The 19,282-nt window shown below is 54.0% G+C and carries 22 protein-coding genes; 7 read left to right on the top strand and 15 right to left on the bottom strand.

Annotated elements, in window-relative coordinates; translation table 11 throughout:
* Window positions 1-237 carry a DUF1656 domain-containing protein gene (locus tag OGV83_RS06160; protein ID WP_012132527.1) on the bottom strand — a complete coding sequence of 79 codons (237 nt, stop codon included), beginning with the start codon at window positions 235-237 and terminating at the stop codon, window positions 1-3.
* A 194-nt stretch (window positions 238-431) separates the two neighbouring features.
* Here OGV83_RS06160 and slyA point away from each other — a divergent pair, with 194 nt between their 5' ends.
* Entirely contained in the window at window positions 432-872 is a 441-nt protein-coding gene (gene slyA / locus OGV83_RS06165; protein WP_012132526.1) for a transcriptional regulator SlyA, read from the top strand.
* Between the two features lie 48 nt (window positions 873-920).
* Here slyA and slyB read toward each other — a convergent pair whose 3' ends face one another.
* Window positions 921-1,388, bottom strand: coding sequence for an outer membrane lipoprotein SlyB (slyB, locus tag OGV83_RS06170; RefSeq protein WP_012132525.1), 468 nt, complete (start codon window positions 1,386-1,388; stop codon window positions 921-923).
* A gap of 283 nt (window positions 1,389-1,671) precedes the next feature.
* On the opposite strand from slyB, the gene anmK reads away from it, so the two are divergent.
* The 5 genes from anmK (at window position 1,672) to pdxY (ending at window position 6,247) form a co-directional block, all read left to right on the top strand.
* The gene (anmK, locus tag OGV83_RS06175; RefSeq protein WP_024130367.1) at window positions 1,672-2,793 is read left to right on the top strand and encodes an anhydro-N-acetylmuramic acid kinase; all 1,122 of its coding nucleotides are present in this window, start codon (window positions 1,672-1,674) and stop codon (window positions 2,791-2,793) included.
* An 86-nt stretch (window positions 2,794-2,879) separates the two neighbouring features.
* On the top strand, window positions 2,880-3,209 hold the full coding sequence (gene mliC / locus OGV83_RS06180) for a C-type lysozyme inhibitor (protein WP_012132523.1): 330 nt from the start codon (window positions 2,880-2,882) through the stop codon (window positions 3,207-3,209).
* Window positions 3,210-3,267: 58 nt separating this feature from the next.
* Window positions 3,268-3,924 carry a pyridoxamine 5'-phosphate oxidase gene (gene pdxH, locus OGV83_RS06185; protein WP_049011113.1) on the top strand — a complete coding sequence of 219 codons (657 nt, stop codon included), beginning with the start codon at window positions 3,268-3,270 and terminating at the stop codon, window positions 3,922-3,924.
* A gap of 126 nt (window positions 3,925-4,050) precedes the next feature.
* The gene (gene tyrS, locus OGV83_RS06190; protein ID WP_114848524.1) at window positions 4,051-5,325 is read left to right on the top strand and encodes a tyrosine--tRNA ligase; all 1,275 of its coding nucleotides are present in this window, start codon (window positions 4,051-4,053) and stop codon (window positions 5,323-5,325) included.
* A 61-nt stretch (window positions 5,326-5,386) separates the two neighbouring features.
* Window positions 5,387-6,247, top strand: a complete 861-nt coding sequence (gene pdxY, locus OGV83_RS06195) for a pyridoxal kinase PdxY (protein WP_114848523.1) — start codon at window positions 5,387-5,389, stop codon at window positions 6,245-6,247.
* A gap of 96 nt (window positions 6,248-6,343) precedes the next feature.
* Here the strand turns inward: pdxY and gstA are convergent, their stop codons facing one another.
* The 12 genes from gstA to blr form a co-directional block, all read right to left on the bottom strand.
* Window positions 6,344-6,949 (bottom strand): glutathione transferase GstA, encoded by a 606-nt coding sequence (gene gstA, locus OGV83_RS06200; RefSeq protein ID WP_114848522.1) that lies wholly within the window; start codon window positions 6,947-6,949, stop codon window positions 6,344-6,346.
* 104 nt (window positions 6,950-7,053) lie between these two features.
* Window positions 7,054-8,559, bottom strand: coding sequence for a dipeptide/tripeptide permease DtpA (gene dtpA, locus OGV83_RS06205; protein ID WP_047457245.1), 1,506 nt, complete (start codon window positions 8,557-8,559; stop codon window positions 7,054-7,056).
* 611 nt (window positions 8,560-9,170) lie between these two features.
* Entirely contained in the window at window positions 9,171-9,806 is a 636-nt protein-coding gene (nth, locus tag OGV83_RS06210; RefSeq protein WP_049008478.1) for an endonuclease III, read from the bottom strand.
* On the bottom strand, window positions 9,806-10,498 hold the full coding sequence (locus OGV83_RS06215; RefSeq protein WP_012132516.1) for an electron transport complex subunit E: 693 nt from the start codon (window positions 10,496-10,498) through the stop codon (window positions 9,806-9,808). The genes nth and OGV83_RS06215 overlap by 1 nt, the downstream gene beginning before the upstream one ends.
* Window positions 10,499-10,501: 3 nt before the next feature.
* The gene (gene rsxG, locus OGV83_RS06220) at window positions 10,502-11,122 is read right to left on the bottom strand and encodes an electron transport complex subunit RsxG (RefSeq protein WP_047457242.1); all 621 of its coding nucleotides are present in this window, start codon (window positions 11,120-11,122) and stop codon (window positions 10,502-10,504) included.
* A 9-nt stretch (window positions 11,123-11,131) separates the two neighbouring features.
* Entirely contained in the window at window positions 11,132-12,184 is a 1,053-nt protein-coding gene (rsxD, locus tag OGV83_RS06225) for an electron transport complex subunit RsxD (protein ID WP_012132514.1), read from the bottom strand.
* The gene (gene rsxC, locus OGV83_RS06230) at window positions 12,185-14,296 is read right to left on the bottom strand and encodes an electron transport complex subunit RsxC (protein ID WP_286463283.1); all 2,112 of its coding nucleotides are present in this window, start codon (window positions 14,294-14,296) and stop codon (window positions 12,185-12,187) included.
* The gene (gene rsxB / locus OGV83_RS06235) at window positions 14,289-14,867 is read right to left on the bottom strand and encodes an electron transport complex subunit RsxB (protein ID WP_012132512.1); all 579 of its coding nucleotides are present in this window, start codon (window positions 14,865-14,867) and stop codon (window positions 14,289-14,291) included. Before rsxB ends, rsxC begins: the two co-directional genes overlap by 8 nt.
* The gene (gene rsxA, locus OGV83_RS06240; RefSeq protein WP_005121199.1) at window positions 14,867-15,448 is read right to left on the bottom strand and encodes an electron transport complex subunit RsxA; all 582 of its coding nucleotides are present in this window, start codon (window positions 15,446-15,448) and stop codon (window positions 14,867-14,869) included. Before rsxA ends, rsxB begins: the two co-directional genes overlap by 1 nt.
* A gap of 76 nt (window positions 15,449-15,524) precedes the next feature.
* Window positions 15,525-15,965: a DUF2569 domain-containing protein gene (locus OGV83_RS06245; protein ID WP_012132511.1), complete on the bottom strand. Its 441-nt coding sequence runs from the start codon at window positions 15,963-15,965 to the stop codon at window positions 15,525-15,527.
* 89 nt (window positions 15,966-16,054) lie between these two features.
* Window positions 16,055-16,270 carry a transcription modulator YdgT gene (gene ydgT, locus OGV83_RS06250; protein WP_024130361.1) on the bottom strand — a complete coding sequence of 72 codons (216 nt, stop codon included), beginning with the start codon at window positions 16,268-16,270 and terminating at the stop codon, window positions 16,055-16,057.
* Window positions 16,271-16,576: 306 nt separating this feature from the next.
* A complete protein-coding gene (blr, locus tag OGV83_RS06255) occupies window positions 16,577-16,702 on the bottom strand; it encodes a division septum protein Blr (protein ID WP_048902389.1) in 126 nt (41 codons plus the stop codon).
* 245 nt (window positions 16,703-16,947) lie between these two features.
* Between blr and OGV83_RS06260 the strand changes: the two genes are divergently transcribed.
* Complete coding sequence (locus tag OGV83_RS06260; protein ID WP_024130359.1) at window positions 16,948-17,988, top strand: oxidoreductase; 1,041 nt, start codon at window positions 16,948-16,950, stop codon at window positions 17,986-17,988.
* A 289-nt stretch (window positions 17,989-18,277) separates the two neighbouring features.
* Here the strand turns inward: OGV83_RS06260 and add are convergent, their stop codons facing one another.
* Entirely contained in the window at window positions 18,278-19,279 is a 1,002-nt protein-coding gene (add, locus tag OGV83_RS06265; protein ID WP_047457232.1) for an adenosine deaminase, read from the bottom strand.
* Between the last annotated feature and the right edge of the window lie 3 nt (window positions 19,280-19,282).

A 19,282-nucleotide genomic window follows, 5' to 3' on the forward strand; every position in this document is an offset into this window, starting at 1 on the left:
TCACCACGCAATCAGCAAAATAAGGCTCAGGCACACGCAAAGTGCAAATATCGACAGATCCATCAGCAGGGGATGCCAGATTTCACCCGAGTAAATCCAGTCGCGTAGCAGGCGATGCGCCAGCAGCCAGATAACAAATCCAAGCGCGAATGCTTTGAAAAGCGGAGGGAAATAGACAGATGCGCCGATCACCAGATCTTGTAGGGGCAATCCTGTTGCAGTGGGTATAAACGTCACAAGCAAGAATCCTTTGCGTTAAACAGCGTTGCTATAGGTTTAGTAAAAACCGAGGTACAGCACGTCTTTTCCGCATAATGTCTGAAAAAATGTCTACCTGTAAGCAAATTTAGCAATACATTTGTTTTGAGCATATAAATGCTGCACACTATTCTAAAATCAGTATAATATCTTAGCAAGCTAATTATAAGGAGATGAAATTGGAATCGCCACTAGGTTCTGATCTGGCACGGTTGGTGCGCATTTGGCGTGCTCTGATTGACCATCGCCTGAAACCTCTGGAGTTGACGCAGACACACTGGGTAACGCTGCATAATATTCACCAACTTCCGCCAGATCAGTCGCAAATACAGTTAGCCAAAGCGATTGGCATTGAACAACCGTCTCTGGTGCGTACGCTGGATCAGCTTGAAGACAAAGGGCTTATCTCACGACAAACCTGCGCCAGCGATCGTCGCGCCAAGCGAATTAAGCTGACGGAGAAGGCGGAACCGCTCATCACAGAGATGGAAGCCGTGATCAATAAAACGCGTGGAGAGATTCTGGAAGGGATTTCGCCGCAGGAACTTGAGCTGTTAATTAAGCTGATTGCGAAACTTGAGCACAATATTATTGAGTTGCAGTCTCAGAACTAAGAGCAGAAGAAAGGCGTGTGGCCAGAGGCTGACCACACGTCTGTTGGATTAGCGCGGAGAAACAGTAACCTGGCTGCCGTTGCTGGCCAGAACAACACGCTGACCTGCGGAGAAACGGGTATCGCCCTGTTTCTGTACCACCATGATGGTGTTGCCGTCATCCTTACGGATTTCCAGTTCCACACCCTGAGTTTTGTTCATCGCGCCCTGGACGCCTTGTCCCGCTACGCCGCCTGCGACTGCGCCAGCGGCCGTCGCCAGTGAACGACCCGTCCCGCCACCGATGGTATTACCGAGGAAACCACCGAGCACTGCACCACCGATAGCGCCGATCACGTTGGAGTCATCACCGCCCTGGATTTGCACCGGACGAACGTTAACGACAGTGCCGTATGTGACATTCTGCACTTGTTTCGCCTCGGACGCGGTATAGACATCACCGGAAAGGCTATCGTTATTCACACAACCCGCTAAAGATAAGCCCATCAGTGAAACGATCAGCACACGTTTAATCATCTATAAATCTCCTGTTCACCATGAAACGCCACAAAGCATCCCTCATGGTTAAATTATATGGCATATACGACCGTAAAGGCACATGTTCTGCTGGAACAATGTGAAAATCATAATCAGATTTGGGTTAACCAAGTATAAACGAATCATCCATGAGATTTATCAGAACAGAGTGTCAGCGTCTGCATCGAAGGGTAAAAATGCTTAATGAAGCATGGTATTAGCGGAAACTTTGTGGTTGAGTGGTAACGCTAAAATCATGCTTAACACGCTAAAAGGAAGATGTATGAAATCGGGCCGTTTTATCGGCGTTATGTCTGGAACCAGCCTTGATGGCGTCGATGTTGTGCTGGCGGCAATTGATGAAACGATGGTCGCACAGCAGGCGAGCCTGACCTGGCCCATCCCCGTTCATCTTAAACAAGCCATTCTGGATATTTGCCAGGGGCAACAACTCACGCTTTCCCAGTTTGGCCAGTTGGATACGCAGCTTGGGCAGCTTTTTGCCGACGCGGTGAACGCGCTGCTGGCGCAGGAAAAACTGCGGCCGCGGGATATTGTCGCCATCGGCTGTCATGGTCAGACGGTCTGGCATGAACCTACCGGCGCTGCGCCGCATACCTTACAAATCGGTGATAACAACCAAATTGTCGCGCGAACCGGGATAACGGTTGTCGGTGATTTTCGTCGTCGCGATATTGCGCTGGGCGGGCAAGGCGCGCCGCTGGTTCCCGCGTTCCACCAGGCGCTGCTGGCGCACCCGACAGAGCGTCGGATGGTGCTGAACATTGGCGGTATCGCCAACCTGTCTTTGCTCATACCGGGTCAACCGGTAAGAGGGTACGATACCGGGCCAGGCAATATGCTCATGGATGCCTGGATCTGGCGGCAGTGCGGTAAACCTTATGATAAAGACGCGCAATGGGCCAGTGAAGGGAAAGTGATAATTCCGCTGCTGCAAAATATGTTGAGCGATCCCTATTTTTCAGCGCCCGCGCCGAAAAGCACCGGGCGTGAGTATTTCAACTATGGCTGGATAGAACGCCACCTTTCGGCCTTTCCTGGCCTCGCTCCCCGCGATATTCAGGCAACGCTGGCTGAGCTGACCGCAGTGACAATTTCTGAACAGGTTCTGTTAAGCGGCGGCTGCGAGCGGCTGATGGTGTGCGGCGGCGGGAGTCGTAACCCTTTGCTGATGGCGCGTCTGGCCGGGTTGCTGCCGGGTACGGAAGTTACCAGCACGGATGAAGCCGGGATCAGTGGCGATGATATGGAAGCGCTGGCGTTTGCCTGGCTGGCGTGGCGCACGCTCGCCGGGTTGCCGGGGAACCTCCCTTCGGTGACGGGGGCCACAGAATCCAGCATTCTGGGGGCCATTTTCCCGGCGAACCCACGAACTCAGAGTTAACTGAATTTTTCCGGGCCTGTCTGCCGTTAAACTGAAAGGGTTAGGAAGGGCGTATTTGCCCTTCGGACCAGGAAAGTCTTCGGGATATGTCTATGAAAAAACTGCTCATTGTATGTCTGCCTGTGCTCCTGAGCGGTTGTAGCGTCTACAACCAATTGCTTGAGCGTATGCAAACGGACACGCTGGAATATCAGTGTGATGAAAAACCGCTTACCGTAAAAATGAACAATACCCGGCAAGAGGTGAATTTTGTTTACGACAATAAACTGCTGAACCTCAAACAGGGCATGTCTGCGTCGGGAGCACGTTACACGGACGGCATCTACGTCTTTTGGTCAAAAGGCGATGGCGCAACGGTCTATAAACGCGACAGAATTGTGCTGAATAACTGCCAGTTACAAAACCCGAAGCGTTGAGATTTTCACCTGGGCGGCGCACAATAGCGCCACCCACTGACAATCCGTAGCGAACACCATGTCTGATAACGACGAATTGCAGCAAATCGCGCATCTGCGCCGTGAATACACCAGAGGCGGCCTGCGTCGCCACGATCTTCCCGCTGAACCGTTAACCCTTTTCGAACGCTGGCTGGGTCAGGCATGTGATGCCAGACTGGCGGACCCGACCGCGATGGTGGTCGCCACCGTCGATGAAAACGGCCAGCCTTATCAACGCATTGTGCTGCTTAAACATTACGATGAAAAAGGGATGGTGTTTTACACCAACCTGGGCAGCCGTAAGGCGCATCACCTCGAAAATAATCCGCGCATCAGTCTGTTGTTCCCGTGGCATATGCTGGAGCGGCAGGTGATGGTGACTGGCAAAGCGGAACGCCTTTCCACGCTTGAAGTGGTGAAATACTTCCACAGCCGCCCGCGCGACAGCCAGATTGGCGCCTGGGTGTCTAAACAATCCAGCCGAATCTCTGCGCGCGGCATTCTGGAAAGCAAGTTTCTTGAGCTGAAGCAGAAGTTCCAGCAAGGGGAAGTCCCGTTGCCCAGCTTCTGGGGCGGATTCCGCGTCAATATTGAACAGATGGAGTTCTGGCAGGGCGGCGAACACCGTTTACACGACCGCTTTTTATACCAGCGCGAAAACAACGCGTGGAAAATTGACCGGCTTGCTCCTTAAACCCCGAAATTTGTTGTGTTAAGCGCTAGCGCTGCGTGCGTCAGCGCTTTATTCTATATACCTTTCGCGTCTGGCGAAAAGTCGTGTACCGGCAAAGGTGCAGTCGTTTTATACATGGAGATTTTGATGGCAAGCAGTAACTTGATTAAACAATTGCAAGAGCGGGGGCTGGTGGCCCAGGTAACGGACGAGGAAGCGTTAGCAGAGCGACTGGCGCAAGGCCCGATCGCGCTCTATTGCGGCTTCGACCCTACCGCTGACAGCTTGCATTTGGGGCATCTTGTTCCATTGTTATGCCTGAAACGCTTCCAGCAGGCAGGTCACAAGCCTGTTGCGCTGGTAGGTGGCGCGACCGGTCTGATTGGCGACCCGAGCTTTAAAGCCGCTGAGCGTAAACTGAACACCGAAGAGACTGTGCAGGAGTGGGTGGATAAAATCCGCAAGCAGGTTGCACCGTTCCTCGATTTTGACTGTGGTGACAATTCCGCCATTGCCGCGAATAACTACGACTGGTTTGGCGGCATGAATGTGCTGACCTTCCTGCGCGACATCGGCAAGCACTTCTCCGTCAATCAGATGATCAACAAAGAAGCGGTGAAGCAACGTCTGAACCGTGACGATCAGGGCATCTCCTTTACCGAGTTCTCCTATAACCTGTTACAGGGTTATGACTTTGCCTGCCTGAATAAACTGCACGGCGTTACGCTGCAAATTGGCGGCTCTGACCAGTGGGGCAACATCACCTCCGGTATCGATCTAACCCGTCGTCTGCATCAGAACCAGGTGTTCGGCCTGACCGTACCGCTGATCACCAAAGCAGATGGCACCAAGTTTGGTAAAACCGAAGGCGGCGCGGTATGGCTGGACCCGAAAAAGACCAGTCCGTACAAGTTCTACCAGTTCTGGATCAACACCGCAGATGCTGACGTGTACCGCTTCCTGAAATTCTTCACCTTCATGGACATTGCCGAGATCAATGCGCTGGAAGAAGAAGATAAGCACAGCGGTAAAGCGCCGCGTGCCCAGTATGTGCTGGCAGAGCAGGTCACGCGCCTGGTGCATGGCGAAGATGGTCTGGTTGCGGCGAAACGTATCACTGAAAGCCTGTTCAACGGTAATCTGAGCGATCTCAGCGAAGCCGATTTCGAACAACTGGCTCAGGATGGCGTGCCGATGATCGAGATGGAAAAAGGCGCCGATCTGATGCAGGCGCTGGTGGATTCCGAACTGCAACCGTCTCGTGGTCAGGCACGTAAAACCATCGCCTCTAATGCGGTGACCATCAACGGTGAAAAACAGTCAGACCCGGAATATTTCTTCCAGGACAGCGACATTTTATTCGGGCGCTACACGCTGTTGCGCCGTGGTAAAAAGAATTACTGTCTGATTTGCTGGAAATAATAAAAAGTCAGCAGGGGCGTGGGAAACCACGCCCCTTTATTATTTTAGGGTTATGGTAAACATGAAGAATATCCTCGCCATCCAGTCGCATGTTGTGTTCGGCCATGCGGGCAACAGTGCTGCTGAATTTCCGATGCGCCGTCTTGGCGCAAATGTCTGGCCGCTGAATACCGTTCAGTTTTCTAACCACACGCAGTATGGCAAGTGGGCAGGGTGTGTTATGCCGCCCGAACATTTGACTGAAATTGTTCAGGGTATTGCGGATATTGATAAACTTCAGACGTGCGATGCGGTTCTTAGCGGCTATCTGGGTTCCGCAGAGCAGGGTGAGCATATTCTGGGGATTGTCCGTAAAGTAAAAGCGGCGAATCCACAGGCGAAATATTTCTGCGATCCGGTTATGGGTCATCCTGAAAAAGGGTGCATCGTGGCGCCTGGCGTCGCTGAGTTCCACGTTCGCCATGCGCTCCCGGCCAGCGACATTATCGCGCCCAATCTGGTGGAGCTGGAAATTCTCTGTGAACATGCGGTCAATAATGTTAATGAAGCTGTACTGGCTGCCAGGGAGCTGATTGCTGAAGGGCCGCAAGTCGTGCTGGTTAAACATCTCGCCCGGGCAGGATACAGCCCCGACCGCTTTGAGATGTTGCTGGTGACGGCGGATGAAGCCTGGCATATTAGCCGTCCGCTTGTTGATTTCGGGATGCGTCAGCCGGTGGGTGTCGGGGATGTGACCAGCGGTTTGTTGCTGGTAAAACTGTTGCAGGGCGCAACGTTGCAGCAAGCGCTTGAACACGTTACTGCGGCAGTATATGAAATTATGATCGCCACGAAAAATATGCAGGAATACGAGTTGCAGGTGGTGGCCGCGCAGGATCGCATTGCTAAACCTGAACACTATTTCAGCGCGACGCAGCTGTGAGTTTTACCGAAGCGCCCGGTGGTGCTAACGCTTACCGGGCCTACGGGTTGTTTTACAGGCCGGATAAGGCGTAGCCGCCATCCGGCGCAACAACCATTAGTTCAAACCTTCCGCCTTCAGCGCCGCCGCCACGCAGGGGCGTTCAGCGACCCGCGCCATATAAACGTCGATATGGCTTAATCCTTCCATATTCAGCTTCACCGCTTTCGCCCAACGCAACACGGTAAAAAGGTAGGCATCTGCGATCGTGAAACGCTGGCCGCAAAGACACTGGCCTTCCTGGAGCGCGTCATTCACGTAGCGCAATTTTTTCTCCAGCTGCGTACGGACAATCGGTTTATATTCCTCTGGCGTATCCGGGCGGAAGAGTGGCGTAAAACCTTTGTGCAGCTCCGTGGCAATATAGTTGAGCCATTCCAGCGTCTTGTAGCGGGAGATGGTGCCTGTCGGTGCCAACAGCTGACGATCGGGCACGCTATCTGCCAGATATTGCATAATCGCAACGCCTTCGGTCAGTAAGGTGCCATCGTCCAGCAGCAGAGCCGGAACCTGTCCTTTTGGGTTTACCGCGAAATAATCATCGCCGTTTTCCAGACGCTTTTTCGCCAGATCAACGCCATCCAGCGTGAAGTCAATACCGCTTTCCCGCAGGGTGATGTGAGAAGCAAGAGAACAGGCGCCCGGTTTGTAGAACAGTTTCATCGGTAACTCCTTTTTGCTGAGGTTTAACGTATGGTAGTGCGGCATCAGGCAAAAAAAAAGCCGCTAACGCACGTTAGCGGCCTGAATATCAGTTTCCCTGAAAATTACGCGGTAGCGGTTTTGGCGGCCTTCGCGTTTTCTTCATCATCCTGAGTCATGCGATTCAGTTTCGGCGCGGTGATGAGCATCAGCGCGGCGATAACCGCAGTGGCGACACCGATTTGCAGGAATACGCGACCGTAGACTTCCAGAGACATCAGCGGGTCAGTAACGTTTTCCGGCACCGCCATCATGCCAGCCACGTAGCCACCAATCAGGTTGGCGCCCGCCGTAGTCAGGAACCAGCTACCCATGATGAAGCCCATCAGACGCTGTGGAACCAGTTGGGCAACCATTGCCAGACCCAGGCCGGAGATCATCAGTTCACCGATACTTTGCAGACCGTAGCTGAGGATGAGCCAGTTAACAGACACAATGCCTGCATCTGTAGCGAATTTCGCGCCCAGCGGCAGAACGAGGAACGCGCCAGAGCACAGAACCATACCGATAGCGAATTTGGTCGGCATCGGCAGCGTATCACCCATCTTGTTATAGATGGCCGCCAGAATCGGGCTGCCAATGATGATCCAGAACGGGTTCAGCGCCTGATACTGCTCCGGTTCAACCGCGATACCGAGGATTGTGTGTTCAACGTTACGGATTGCGAAGAAGTTCAGTGACGTCGGCATCTGGCTGTACAGCACAAAGAAGATAATCGCTTCCAGCATCAGGATGAATGCGACGATCATTTTACGACGTGCCGCGCCCTGCATCGCGAACGCTTCTTTACCAAAGATAATCACGATACCCAGAGCGATCACGCCCAGAACCATACGTGCAATGCCCTGGTTGTGCAGCAGCCAGGTCGCGATAGCGATCAGCACGATAACGCCTGCGATAGTCGCCAGCAATTTACCGAAATGTACCGCTTCGAAGTCTGGTTTTGAGCCGTAATCTTTAACCCAACTGCGGCAGAACAGGAAGTTAACCACCGTGATGAGCATACCGACGAAGCTCAGGGCAAACGCCACACTCCAGCCGAATTTTGCGGCAAGCCACGGCGTCGCCAGCATAGAGAAGAAGGAACCGATGTTGATGGACATGTAGTACATGGTGAATGCACCGTCCAGACGCGGGTCATCTTTGGCATAGCAGGTCGACAGCAGAGAAGACGGGTTCGCTTTGAACAGACCGTTACCTACGGCAATGGTCGCCATCCCCATATAGACGATCGCAACATCATGACCGGACCAGGCGACCAGGCCATAACCAATCGCCAGTACGATAGCACCCAGCAGAATGACGCGTTTGGTGCCCAGAACTTTATCCCCTAACCAGCCGCCAATGGCGACCAGACCATACACCAGGGCGCTAAAGGAAGAGAAAAGGGTGATGGAATCCGCTTCTGACATACCCAGTTGTTTAACCAGGTAGACGGCCATAATTCCTTGCAGGCCGTAATAACCAAAACGCTCCCATAACTCAATAGAGAAAATGAGATAGAACGATTTCGGTTGTTTGAAAGCGTTCAAACTGACGCTTTCAGTTGGTTTATTGTTTGCAGTAGACACTTTTACCTCTTTTTTTACATCCCATATTAACGGGGGTGTTCTGGCGCGTGATGAGTCAAGTTCATCCGTCCGATTGTTATAGTGGGAGGGGAAACGGCAAGTAATGTTCACTATCTTTCCCTTCCATACAAGGGGTTTGTAATACTCTGTTACATATATCTTGCATGGTGGAATCATCGGGACTGAGAAATGTTATGTAGCGTTAAATTTCTTCATTTGTAAAATGGCAGTTTTTTACACTACAGGGAGGGGCGAAAAAGCGGATGATGGCGATATGTTCTGCTATTTGAGGTTTAAAGTAGTGATATAGGCCATTATCTTAAAAATAGCCAGTGTAATGTTTTGTATTGAAAAGGCATCATCAGGTCATCTGGTTGTAATTTTAACCGTATTTGATAAAAAATTTTACACGAAGTTATCAATGTGATCTGGATCACGTATAGATAGAAATTTCAGTTTCTAAAAAAACGATTAACCTGGTGAAGTGTTAAATCAAAAGAACATTGCATTAAGAAAGCGAAGTAGGCCGGTATCATAGTCGGGTAAACAGGTGAACCGAAGTGGATAACAAATTGTTATACGTCGGGGCGTACGGCGTCGCCCCTGGCGCATCAGATATCGACTTTCTCTTTGTATTCGCAAAGATCTTCAATAATGCAGGAGCCGCAGCGTGGTTTACGGGCAATGCAGGTGTAGCGGCCATGCAGAATTAACCAGTGGTGGCAATCGACTTTAAATTCCGCTGGAACGACCTTGAGCAGTTTTTCTTCCACCTGCTCGACATTTTTACCGGGGGCGAACTGTGTCCGGTTACAGACGCGGAAAATATGCGTATCGACGGCGATAGTTGGCCAGCCAAATGCGGTATTGAGCACCACGTTGGCTGTTTTACGCCCGACGCCGGGCAGCGCTTCCAGAGCCGCCCGATCCTCTGGAACCTCGCCATTGTGCAGTTCAAGCAACATCCGGCAGGTCTTAATCACATTCTCCGCTTTGCTGTTGAACAGGCCGATAGTCTTGATATACGACTTTACGCCCTCGACGCCAAGCTCCAGCATGGCCGCCGGGGTATTGGCGACGGGATAAAGCTTTGCGGTCGCTTTATTCACGCTGACGTCCGTGGCCTGTGCTGACAGCAATACGGCGATGAGTAACTCAAACGGCGAGGTGAAATTTAACTCCGTTGTGGGGTGCGGATTGTTGTCACGCAGGCGCGTTAATATTTCCAGTCGTTTTGTTTTGTTCATTACACATTCCCTGTTTCACCTGACGGAAGCTCAGCGGCAACGGCTTCGGCGCGGCGTTTTTTCATTTTCTCGTCAATAAGGTACTTCACGGCCAGCATCAGCCCCAGACCAATAAAAGCGCCGGGCGGCAGCATCGCCAGCAGGAAAGGCGAGTCGGTATGAAAAATCTCCACGCGCAGCACTTTCGCCCAGTCGCCCAGCAGACCGTCAGCGCCATCAAACAACGTGCCATTGCCGATGATTTCACGCATGGAGCCGAGGACAAACATGGCACCGGTCGCTCCCATGCCAATGGAGAAACCGTCCAGCGCGGACAGCGCCGGGCCTTTTTTCGCGGCAAAAGCCTCTGCGCGCCCCACAACGATGCAGTTGGTCACAATCAGCGGAATGAAGATCCCCAGCGACTGATACAAACCGAAGGCATAAGCGTTGATCAGCATCTGTACTGCACTGACCACGGACGCGATGATCATTACGTAGATTGGGATGCGGATTTCCGCTGGCGTCCAGCGGCGCAGGGCGGAAATTGTCAGGTTGGTCAGCGTCAACACCAGCGTGGTGGCGAGGCCGAGGCCTAATGCATTCGTGGCGGTGGAGGTCACAGCCAGTAGCGGGCACATGCCAAGCAGCTGTACAAGCGCTGAGTTGTTTTTCCACAAGCCCTGAACGATAACGTCTTTAATTTCGCTCATGGTTTATTCTCCACAGGCGGTAAGTTGAGGAAGTTGCGCCGGTAAGGTCTGCGCGTACAGGCCCGCACGCTTCACCGCGTTGACCACTGCCCGGGGGGTAATGGTTGCGCCGGTAAACTGGTCAAAATCACCGCCGTCTTTTTTCACTGCCCAGTGAGCATCGTTCTCAGCGCCGATGGTCTTCCCGCTGAAGTGGGTGATCCAGTCGGATAAGCGCAGCTCAATTTTATCGCCCAGGCCAGGCGTCTCATGATGTTCTGTCACGCGTGTACCCAGCACCGTGCCGCTGAAATCAGCGCCAACCAGGAGCTGTATGGCGCCAGAATAGCCGTCCGGCGCCGTGGCTTCAAGAATGGCGGCGACGGGCTTATCGTCCTGACGGGCGATATAGATGCGGTGCGCACCTTTGCCCAGCGCCGGAGCATTCACCAGAAAGCAGCTGTCCTGCAAGGTATTATTGTAGCGATCGGCAGGCAGAACCTGATCAAATAACGCTTTTTGCTGGAGAACCGCTTGCTCGGCAATCGTCGATTTAGTGACCAGGTTAATGGCCGCCGTCAGTCCCGTCGAGCCTGCGGCAAACAGCGCCAGCGTGATACCGTGTTTACGAATCGTTTTCAGCATGGGGTGTCCTTAGCGATGCCCGTAGACGCGAGGTCGGGTGTAGTAATCAATCAAAGGCACCGTGATATTCGCCAACAGTACGGCGAACGCCACACCGTCCGGGTATCCCCCGAAACTGCGAATCAACCACACTAACAAACCCGCCAGCGCGCCAAAAATCAGACGACCACGATTGGTTGTCGAGGCGGTGACAGGATCGGTCAGAATAAAGAACGCGCCCAGCATTGTCGCGCCAGAGAGCAGATGCAACTGCGGAGACGCCAGTGAATCCCCGGCGAATGCCCATCCCAGAGTGGAGCAGACAGCCAGCGTCACTAAAAAGCTGACCGGAATGTGCCAGCGGATCGCTTTTTGCCAGAGCAGCCACACGCCGCCAATAAGCCAGGCGATGTTTACCCACTGCCAGCCAGCACCGGCCAGCATGCCGCTGTAGATGGGGTACTGCATAATCTGTTCAACAGCGTGCCCGGCATGTAACGAGGTTTTGAACGTATCGAGCGGCGTAGCCTGGCTGATGCCGTCAATGCCCATGCGTAACGTATTCATGTCGCCACCGCTGGCGGTGTGTCCGGTGAAGATGACCTGCAACGCATCCAGAAGGCCTGGCGCCGTTGCGGCGATGTCATGCGGCGGGAGCCAGCTTGTCATCTGTACCGGGAATGAAATCAACAGAACGACATAACCAATCATCGCTGGGTTGAATGGGTTTTGCCCCAGACCGCCGTAAAGCTGCTTGGCGATAATGACGGCAAATACGGTGCCCAATACCACCATCCACCACGGGGCGAGAGGCGGTATGCTCACAGCGAGCAGTAAACCGGTCAGCAATGCTGAATTGTCTTTTAAGATAGCGGCGATCGGCTGTTTACGCAGTTGAAGCACGGCGGCTTCTGCGGCCAGCGCGCTGACTGCGGCCAGTATAATCTGGAACAATGTGCCCCAACCGAAAAACCATAGCTGGGTGGCAATCCCCGGCAGCGCGGCGATTAACACCAGCATCATGATACGCGATGTCTGGCGCTGGTTATGGGTATAAGGCGAGCTTGCGATTCTGAATACCATTTATTCCTCGTTAACAACCTGCTGCTGTGCTGCTTTTTTTGCCTGAACGCGGGCAATCGCCGCTGCGACGGCGGCTTTACGCGGATCTACCGGTTCGGCGGGTTCCGCAGCGGCCTGCTGTTCCTGCTTACGCGCTTTGGCGCGGGCAATTGCTGCTTCGACAGCGGCTTTGCGCGGGTCGACCGGTTCGGCGGGTTCCGCAGCGGCCTGCTGTTCCTGCTTACGCGCTTTGGCGCGGGCGATTGCCGCTTCGACGGCAGCTTTACGCGGGTCGACCGGCTCGGCGGGTTCCGCAGCGGCCTGCTGTTCCTGCTTGCGCGCTTTGGCGCGGGCGATTGCCGCTTCGACAGCGGCTTTGCGCGGGTCGACCGGCTCGGCGGGTTCCGCAGCGGCCTGCTGTTCCTGCTTGCGTGCTTTGGCGCGGGCAATTGCCGCTTCGACGGCGGCTTTGCGCGGGTCGACCGGCTCGGCGGGTTCCGCAGCGGCGTTCTCCGTCTGTCTGGCGCGCGCCTGCGCTTTACGCGCTTCACGGGCAGCAATAACCGCGCTGTTATCCGGCTTCTCTCCCGCGTTGATGACAACAGGCTGAGTCGCCTGTGCCTGTTTCTCTTTTACGCGCGCCAGCGCTGCGGCGATGGCATCCTGATCTTTTGCCGCAGGTTGTGCGGCCGCATTTTTATGGCGCTCAAGGCGTGCGGCTTTCTCACGCTCCAGTCGCGCCTGTCTGGCCTCAAAACGCGCTTTCGCTTCAGCCGCGCGTTTTTCTTCTTGCGCGATCGCGTAAATCTCCGCTTTTTCCTGACGGAAATACTGCACAAGCGGAATGCTGCTGGGGCATACCCAGGCGCAAGCGCCGCACTCAATGCAGTCGGCAATGTTATGCGCGGTGGCTTTATCGTGCTGTTGGCCTTTGCTGAACCAGTACAACTGTTGGGGCAACAAATCGGCGGGACAGGCATCGGCACAGGCGCTACAGCGGATACAACCTTGCTCTTCCGGCGTTTCGCCCATTTCCGTAGCGGAAGGCGCGAGAAGGCAGTTAGTGATCTTCACGACGGGAACATCAAGCCAGGGCAGGGTAAAGCCCATCAGCGGGCCGCCCATAATCACCATTTGATCGGCTGAAGAACAGAAGCCCGCATCATTAAGCAGGTGGCTGACAGGCGTCCCCAGCCTGGCCCAGACGTTACCGGGACGGCTGACGGACTCTCCGGTCAAGGTCACAACGCGCTCGGTGATCGGTTCCCCGTCAATCACTGCGCGTTTGACGGCATAAGCCGTACCAACGTTTTGCATCAGCACGCCGATATCAGAAGAGCGACCACCGTGCGGAACCTGTTTCCCGGTCAGGATCTGGGTAAGTTGTTTTGCGCCGCCGGAAGGGTATTTCGTTGGGATAACGCGTAACGCGATATCATGCGCATCGGCCAGAACGGCACGCAGCATTGAAATGGCCTGCGGCTTGTTATCTTCGATACCTATCAGGACCTCACGCGGTTGCAGAATATGGGCAAGGATACGGATGCCTTCCACCACCTGCGCGGCGCAATCCTGCATTAAGCGGTCATCAGCGGTGATATAGGGTTCACACTCCGCCGCGTTGATGATCAGCGTTTCAATCTTATCGCCGCCGCCCTGTAATTTGACGCCGGTCGGGAACCCCGCGCCGCCGAGCCCGGCAACGCCGAACTGGTGAATTCGGGTAATTAGCTCTTCGCGGCTGCGGCGCTGATAATCCGCCCAGCCGTCGCGTTCGATCCAGCGATCTTCGCCATCGGCATCAATCATCACGCTAAGCTCAGCCAGGGCCGACGGGTGCGCGGTAGAGTGGGGGGCAATCGCGATAACCTTCCCGGACGTCGGCGCATGGACGGGCAGCATGCGGCCGCGACCACGGGTCAGCGGCTGGCCTCGCAGGACGCGATTGCCAACGTTAACGCACAGCTCGCCCTCAGCGCCAATATGCTGCTTAAGAGGAATGATAAAGCGCGGCGCCAGTGGAACCTGTCGCAGAGGCGTACCGTTTGACTGGGTTTTCATTTCCGGCGGATGAATGCCGCCATCGAAATCCCAGATTTTATCTTTTCTGAATGCAGAGAATAACTTAAGCATGTTGTTCCACGGGAATGATACGAACGGGGATGGTGTTCAAATCCCACTTCCAACTGTCAGGTGTTTCCGCTACCGGGCGTAATTCAATGCATTGCGTCGGGCACGGGTCAACGCACAGGTTACAGCCGGTGCAGAGATCGCTCATGACCGTATGCATCGCGCGCGTGGCGCCCACAATGGCATCCACCGGGCATGCCTGAATACATTTAGTGCAGCCGATGCAATTGTTTTCATCGATGACCGCCAGCATACGCACTGGCGCAACTTCTTGTTCATCACCGTCGATAGGTTGCGGATCGACGTTCAGTAACGTTGCGATTTTCAACATCACCGCTTCGCCGCCCGGCGCACAGCGGTTAATTTTTTCACCCTGACTACCGATGGCTTCAGCATAAGGGCGGCAGCCAGGATAGCCGCACTGCCCACACTGGCTCTGCGGTAAAATTTCGTCGATTTTTTCGACAACGGGATCGTCTTCCACGGCAAACCGGCGGGAGGCGTACCCCAGGATGGCGCCGAATGCCAGGCCCAGCAGGCTCACGGCGACTACGGCAATCCAGATAGCATTCATTACAACTTCACCAAACCACTAAAGCCCATAAAGGCCAGAGACATTAAACCTGCGGTAATCAGCGCAATCGCGTTACCGCGAAAAGGGGCAGGGACGTCTGCCACGGCGAGGCGCTCGCGAATCGCCGCGAACAGCACCATCACCAGAGAGAAGCCGACGGCGGCGGAGAAACCGTACAACGCCGACTGCAAAAAATTATGACCGAGGTTAATGTTCAACAGCGCCACGCCAAGCACCGCGCAGTTGGTGGTGATGAGCGGCAGGAAGATCCCCAGCAGGCGGTACAATGCCGGACTGGTTTTACGCACCACCATCTCAGTAAATTGCACTACCACCGCGATGACCAGAATAAACGCCAGCGTCCGCAGGTAGATGAGATCGAGCGGAATCAAAATCCAGGTGTCAATCAGCCAGGCGCAGATAGACGCCAGCGTCATCACAAACGTGGTGGCGAGCCCCATACCCATTGCGGTTTCCAGCTTTTTGGAAACCCCCATAAACGGGCAGAGACCCAGAAACTTGACCAGTACAAAGTTATTGACCAGTACAGTTCCGACAAAGAGCAGCAGGTAATCAGTCATTTTTCGGCCTGAAATAAAAAAGCCGCCTATTATCTGTCAATCTACAGCAGGCGACAACAGGTTAACTGTAAGGGTATTACGGGTTCACAAACGTTGCTTTAACGCGCGCCGAGCGTTTGAAATAGGGTACGATCAGCGCGGCCGCCAGTAACGGGAACAACAGCTGGCGAACCGCAAACGCGTCTGAGACTGGCGAAAAGGCAAAGGCTTTAATTGCCAGCAAGACGGACACCAGCAGCCAGATAATATAATGTTTAGGCACGCAGTGGCGGCGCTTGAAGAAGGCGATGGTCAACCATAAGGTGTAATACCACATTGCGATGGCGGTAATAAACGAAACGCCCCATAACAACAGGTTGCCGGTACTTTGCTCACTGAGCATATGGAATGTCTGCGGCGTAGCCAGCGCAGTAGCATAGAGCAATAACGCGAGCGAGGCGCTCAGCAACGCGACTAACAGCCAGGCCAGTGGGCCAAGCAACCAGCCCCCGATGCGTTGTGCCGGTGTTGTGGTCATATCTTCTCCAGATTTGCCAGCGCGAACAGGCAGACTATTTCATTTTGGGGCCAGTATTATAAAGCTTTTAACGCCGATCGCTACTTTCTTTATTGTACGTAATGCCAGACTGATTTTGGCACCTGACCGACATCATACAGACGACCGCCCGAGACCAGCTCCGCGCGACGATGATCTGCTGCGCGATACATATTGATGATCTCCCGATCGTCAGAGAGGGTGTAGTTAAGGTGATCAAACAGTTTTTCCAGGCTCTCAAGCGAACTGATTTTGCGGAATTTTAATAAATAATCCTGAACTGTCATAAATAGCGATCCATATTAAACAAATAACACCAACGGAGTAGTGAATATAAAAATAAACAAAACGACACCGAAAAGAATAATCGGCGCGCAAGGGTAAATAAGCGTATTCTTACGTGTCATGAATCAGGTGAGCAGAGCACCTGCCGGAAGGGTAACGCGCTTCATGACAACTGGCAATAAGCGTGCGGCCAGCAGACGGCATATTTCGCTTTTTTTGCCGCTTTTCATCTTTTCCTGATTTTTCTGGCTGTAAACCGAAACCATTTCTGACGATATGCGGCTATGCCGCAACTGGCCAGAACACGCTTATTTTTTCTGAACGGAGGCCGTCGGTTCAGGGGGCTGGTAATTATCGATATGGCTGGCGACGCCTAAGAGGATCACTGAGACAACGAGAACAATCCAACCGGTTAATTCAATAAGGCGATTCATTACTGACGACATTTTTTTGCTTTGATTTATCCATAAACACAGGATGCAAATGTTACTCATCAATAAATAAGACGGCAAGGGTGTCGGGAACGATTTCAGCGACTTTTTCGCCGCAGGAGAGCCCAAAGTCACTGATGTTTGACTTAAGTTAAGCAACAACCTTTATAACCTGGCGGTTATTAAACTATTGTGAGTGGTTAAGGGATAGTGTGAAATGACTCCGTTCTGACATGAGAGGCAAAGACATGAGTGACAACATCCGGGTAGGGCTAATTGGTTATGGTTATGCCAGCAAGACTTTCCATGCGCCCTTAATCGTAGGGACGCCGGGTCTGGAACTGGCGGCGGTTTCCAGTAGTGATGAAACAAAAGTGAAGGCGGACTGGCCTTCTGTGGCGGTTGTCTCAGAGCCTAAGCATCTTTTTAACGATCCGAATATCGACCTTATCGTCATTCCTACGCCCAACGACACCCATTTTCCGCTGGCGAAAGCCGCGCTTGAAGCGGGAAAACATGTGGTTGTGGATAAACCCTTTACCGTGACACTGTCACAAGCCCGTGAACTCGACGCCCTGGCGCGCAGCCTGGGGCGCGTGCTTTCTGTGTTCCATAACCGCCGTTGGGACAGTGATTTCCTGACGCTGAAAGGATTGCTGGCCGATGGCGTTCTGGGGGAAGTGGCTTACTTTGAATCCCATTTCGACCGTTTCCGCCCGCAGGTACGCGATCGTTGGCGCGAACAGGGCGGCCCTGGCAGCGGTATCTGGTACGATCTGGCGCCGCATCTGCTGGATCAGGCGATCAATCTGTTCGGTTTGCCGGTCAGCATGACGGTGGATCTGGCGCAGCTTCGTCCTGGCGCGCAGTCGACGGATTATTTCCACGCGATATTATCCTACCCGCAGCGTCGGGTGATTCTGCACGGTACGATGCTGGCAGCGGCAGAATCAGCACGTTATATCGTGCATGGCTCGCGCGGCAGTTACGTGAAATATGGCCTCGATCCACAAGAGGAGCGGCTGAAAAACGGTGAGCGACTGCCGCAGGAAGACTGGGGTTACGACATGCGTGACGGCGTGTTGACGCGCGTGGAAGGCGAAGACCGTGTGGAAGAGACCTGGCTGACGGTGCCGGGTAATTATCCGGCTTATTATGCGGGCATCCGTGACGCGCTGAATGGCAACGGTGAAAACCCGGTTCCGGCGAGCCAGGCGATCCAGATTATGGAGTTGATTGAGCTGGGGATTGAATCAGCGAAGCATCGCTCTACGCTGTGCCTCGCGTGATGACGGTGTACTCTTCTGGCGCCGGGTGTTGCCGGATGGCGGCGTAAACGTCTTATCCGGCCTACGGTTGTGTCGTTACAGGACTGATAGGCGCAGCGCCATCAGGCGTTGGGTGTTGCCGGATGGCGGCGTAAACGCCTTATCCGGCCTACGGCTGTGTCGTTACAGGACTGATAAGCGCAGCGCCATCAGGCTTGCGTGTTGCCGGATGGCGGCGTAAACGCCTTATCCGGCCTACGGTTGTGTCGTTACAGGACTGATAAGCGCAGCGCCATCAGGCGTTGCGTGCTTAAACCGCTGCGACTTTCTCACGCAATGCGCGTTTTTCCGCTTCGCTTAAAAACGCCATTTCCAGACCATTGATCTGCGCCTGACGAATCTGCTCGCGGGTTAATCCTGCCGCCGGCGCCGCTACCGTGTATTCGTGAATAATATCCACACCCTGTACCGCGGGATCATCCGTATTCAAACTTGCCAGCACGCCATGCTCAAGGAACGTTTTCAGCGGATGCGCAGCCAGCGAGGCAACGGTGCTGGTCTGGATATTAGACGTCAGACAGGATTCGATACCGATTCGCTGTTCGACCAGAAAATCCATCAGCGCGCGATCTTCCACGGCCTTCACGCCATGACCGATACGCTCGGCGCCCAGTTCGCGAATGGCCTGCCAGATGCTCTCCGGTCCCGCCGCTTCGCCAGCATGTACGGTAATATGCCAGCCCGCATCACGCGCGCGGTTAAAGTGAGAGAGGAACAGACTGCCCGGGAAGCCAAGTTCATCGCCCGCTAAGTCAAGCGCGGTAATGTGATCGCGGTGCGCCAGCAGCGCTTCCAGTTCCTGCTGACAAGCAGCCTCGCCGAAAGTACGGCTCATGATGCCGATCAGACGAGCTTCAACGCCAAAAGTCTGGCACCCTTCACGTACGCCAGCGATGACCGCTTCGACCACGCCTGCCACAGGCAACTGGTGCGTCATCGCCATATAACCCGGAGAAAAACGCAGTTCGACATAATGCAGGCCGTTGCGGGCGGCATCTTCAATATTTTCAAAGGCCACGCGACGACAGGCATCCAGCGACGCCAGAACTTTAACGCCCCAGTCGAGCTTTGCCAGAAAACTGACCAGGTCAGGCTCCGTTGAAGTGATCTGCACATGCGGAATGAGCGCGTCAAGCGTTTGTGCCGGAAGGGCTAAATTGAACTGGCGGCCAAGATCAAGAATAGTTTGGGCACGAATGTTGCCATCAAGGTGGCGATGAACGTCAGTTAACGGAAGGGAAGTATCAATCATGGT

Origin of the sequence: Citrobacter sp. CK189 (assembly GCF_030333505.1) — a bacterium.
GTDB classification, from domain to species: domain Bacteria; phylum Pseudomonadota; class Gammaproteobacteria; order Enterobacterales; family Enterobacteriaceae; genus Citrobacter_B; species Citrobacter_B koseri.